Origin of the sequence: Bartonella sp. AC158YNML, from assembly GCF_042196725.1 — a bacterium.
Taxonomy (GTDB): Bacteria; Pseudomonadota; Alphaproteobacteria; order Rhizobiales; family Rhizobiaceae; genus Bartonella.
In genome coordinates, this window is the sequence record NZ_JBHIQU010000047.1 from 1 (window position 1) to 3,275 (window position 3,275).

At 38.4% G+C, this 3,275-nt stretch carries 3 protein-coding genes; all 3 read left to right on the forward strand.

Going from position 1 to position 3,275, the window contains the following annotated elements; translation table 11 throughout:
• The coding region (locus ACFIM1_RS09035; RefSeq protein ID WP_375694661.1) for a toprim domain-containing protein at positions 1 to 798 on the forward strand (798 nt) is incomplete at its 5' end.
• Entirely contained in the window at positions 795 to 2,402 is a 1,608-nt protein-coding gene (locus ACFIM1_RS09040) for a YfjI family protein (protein ID WP_375694662.1), read from the forward strand. The genes ACFIM1_RS09035 and ACFIM1_RS09040, both read left to right, overlap by 4 nt.
• 663 nt (positions 2,403 to 3,065) lie before the next feature.
• A partial coding sequence (locus ACFIM1_RS09045) for a hypothetical protein (protein ID WP_375609910.1) occupies positions 3,066 to 3,275 on the forward strand: 210 nt, incomplete at its 3' end.

A 3,275-nucleotide genomic window follows, 5' to 3' on the forward strand; every position in this document is an offset into this window, starting at 1 on the left:
GCTCATGATGATAGGTTGCCTAGTTTATCTATTTCTAATGGAAATGATGGGCGTCTTTTACTCTATTGTTATGCTGGCTGCTCTTTTAGAGAGATCATACAAGCGCTTATTAGAATTGGATTGCTTGGAAAACAAGCTTATGATCATACGCTTTCTTTCTCAAAACAGTTTTGTGCTGATCTCAAACAAGCAAAAAGGAAAGCAGAGAAAGCAAAAGTAATTTGGCAACAAAGCCAACCAATCAAAAATACTTTAGCAGAAACCTATTTACGCATGCGGGGGATTACATGTGATTTGCCTGCTGATTTACGTTTTCATAGCAAATGTCCACACCCCTCTGGAGTTACACTCCCCGCGTTGGTTGCTCTTGTTAAGGGGGCTGGTTCCTTTGCCATTCATAGAACCTTTTTACAAAACAATGGCTGCAAAACAGATCAATCACCAGCCAAAGCTATGTTGGGATCTGTCACGGGTGGTGCTGTGCATTTAAGCCAAGACAATCCAAAACATCTGGTCATTTGTGAGGGCATTGAAACCGGTCTGGCTCTACTGTCTGGGTTGTTAACAGAGTCCGTGAATTTATGGGCGTCCCTTTCAACTCATGGCATGATGCATGTGAATTTACCTCCTACAAAAGCCCGTCTCACCATTGCAATGGATGGAGATGATGCGGAGCGTAAAGCAGGTTTTAACCTCGCTGCGCGTGCCTATAGACAAGGCTTTGAGGTCTTTATGATGCAAGCCCCCTACGGTCTAGATTTCAATAATGTTTTGATACTAAAAGGTATAAATAAATGAGAGAGAATAAAAATAATATTGTAGAGAACAATAATCAAAATGTTTCATGCAATGATAACGATAATGGCTCTTTAAATGATAAGACTTGTTTAGAAGCCATTCCTTATAAACAAGCATTGCAACAAAACGGTTGGGGGGAATTAAAACCACTTGAATATACTCTCTTACCCGTCGAGCCTTTTCATGCTGCGCAAATGCCTTTAACTTTAAGTCGCTATATTTATGACGTTGCTGACCGTCAACAAGCTCCTCTTGATTTTGTGGCTGTCGCTGCTTTGTGTGGCTTGGCTGCTCTCATTGGCAATGGCGTGCGGATTGCTCCAAAACAACATGATGATTGGAAGATTGTCCCTAATCTCTGGGGCGCTCTTATTGGTCAACCTTCAACCATGAAAACACCTACCATGCAAGCCGCTTTAACTCCTATCACTTGCCTTCAAAAGAAATGGTATAAAGACTGGCTAAAGCAGAAAGAGAGACAAGAAATTGAAGAGATACTTGAAACTTTAGACAAATCCGAAAAGAAAAAACAAGCCCATAAAGCAATAAAAAAAGGAGATCTTGAAACAGCCCGTGCTCTTTTGTATGAAACCCTCTCTAAAGACAATGCGCATGATGATAATGTCTCTCGTTTTATTGTCAATGATACGAGCGTGGAAAAGCTTGGGGAACTCTTAAAAGAAAACCCCCGCGGTCTCTTGATGGTGCGTGATGAATTATCCGGTTTCTTAACAGATATGGAACGAAAAGAATATCAAACAGACCGTGCCTTTTATTTGGAAGCTTTTAATGGAGATGGTCAATTTACTTATGACCGGATTGGGCGGGGTACCATTTTTATTCCCAATGCAACCGTCTCTATTATAGGGGGCATTCAACCCTCTCGCATTCTGCCCTTTATACGCAATGTTTTATATGGCAAAGGCAATGATGGTTTCTTACAACGCTTTCAAATGCTTGTCTTTCCCGATGAAACAAAAGATTGGAAGTGGGTTGATAGACCGCCCAATCAAGAGGCATGGGAAACGTATGAAGGGGCATTTCGTTCTCTTTATGATAACCCCCTTGGTTCACCAGAACACCCTCTTGTGATGCGCTTTTCTGCTGAAGCTCAAGAGATCTTTTGTGAATGGATGCAAAAGATTTTTAAAGAAGCTAAAGAGAATAACCTTTCTGAAAGCTTACAATCGCATCTTTTGAAAATGCCTAAAACCATAGCAAGTCTTGCATTGATTTTTGAATTAACCGAAGGGGGGCGTTTTGAAATCAATAAAGATGCCCTTCAAACAGCCTTGCGATGGGAAAAATATCTGTTAAGTCATGTCAAAAGGCTCTATGCGGCGGCGGATAGCTTAGCAACAGAGGGGGCAAAATTGATTGTCGAGCGCTGTGATCATTTACCCGATGTCTTTACTTTACGTGATATTCATCAAAGAAGTTGGATCGGTTTAACAGATAATAGAGCCGTTAAGCAAGCTTTAGAGCTCTTATGTCGTTCCAATCATATTCGTCAAATATCAGTGGAAAATAGCTCTCAAAGCGGTCGACCTACCATACGCTATGAATGGAATCCTTTCGTTAAAAACAACAGCATAAAACAATGAAGTCATTGTAATCTTTTGTTGTCCTTAAAACCTTCAAAGATCTTATCGTACCAACAGAGGGTTTACGAATTATCTTTGAGGGTTTTTGTTTTATCATTTTTAAAAGAAGAAACATAAAGAGTCCTTTTAACCTTGTGTCAAAGATATCCAAAACACAACCTCTATAGGTTTTGACGGGGTTTTGAGTTTTGAGGGTTGCTGCTATTATGTAAAAAAACGATAAAAAGTAAAAACATTATATTTCAATAGGTTAAGATTTTACAGATCTTAAAAAAACAACCTCTATTGATAATGCAATCTATAAATTCAACTAATAATATACGTTTTGAGGGGGGTTTGACGGTTTTTACACCTTCAAAACCTATAAGCAAAATTCGTAATAAAACTTATCAAAATACTCATTCTGATATTTTAAAGCACATATCAAATTTGTCTTTTTTTTCATAAAACAAATAGCAGATTTCACTACTTTGCTGATCTTATTCCATGTCATGGACTGTTGATAAGCAGCCTTTTAAAGTCCCTTTTGAAAAAATATCTGCTTTTTTTATCAGTTTTTTCCCATTTTTATCGTTATTTGCTTTAAATGCGTTTGATTGAATTCGTTTTGATTCTTTTGATGATTATTGATCATCTCATAAGGCAAGGGATTTTTATTACAATATGCTGCAATCTGTTAACTCTGATAATGAACACGTTACGCTACGCTCTCTGTTGGAATTCTACCGTAAAAAGGCAAAATCACCCCGTGAATTGGGAACGCTGTTTGAAAACCTTGTAAAGGTTTATTTAGCTGAAGACCCGTTGCAAAAGCAAGAATACGAAAAGGTTCAAACTTATTTGGAATGGGCTAAGGAACATGATGAAGATGGG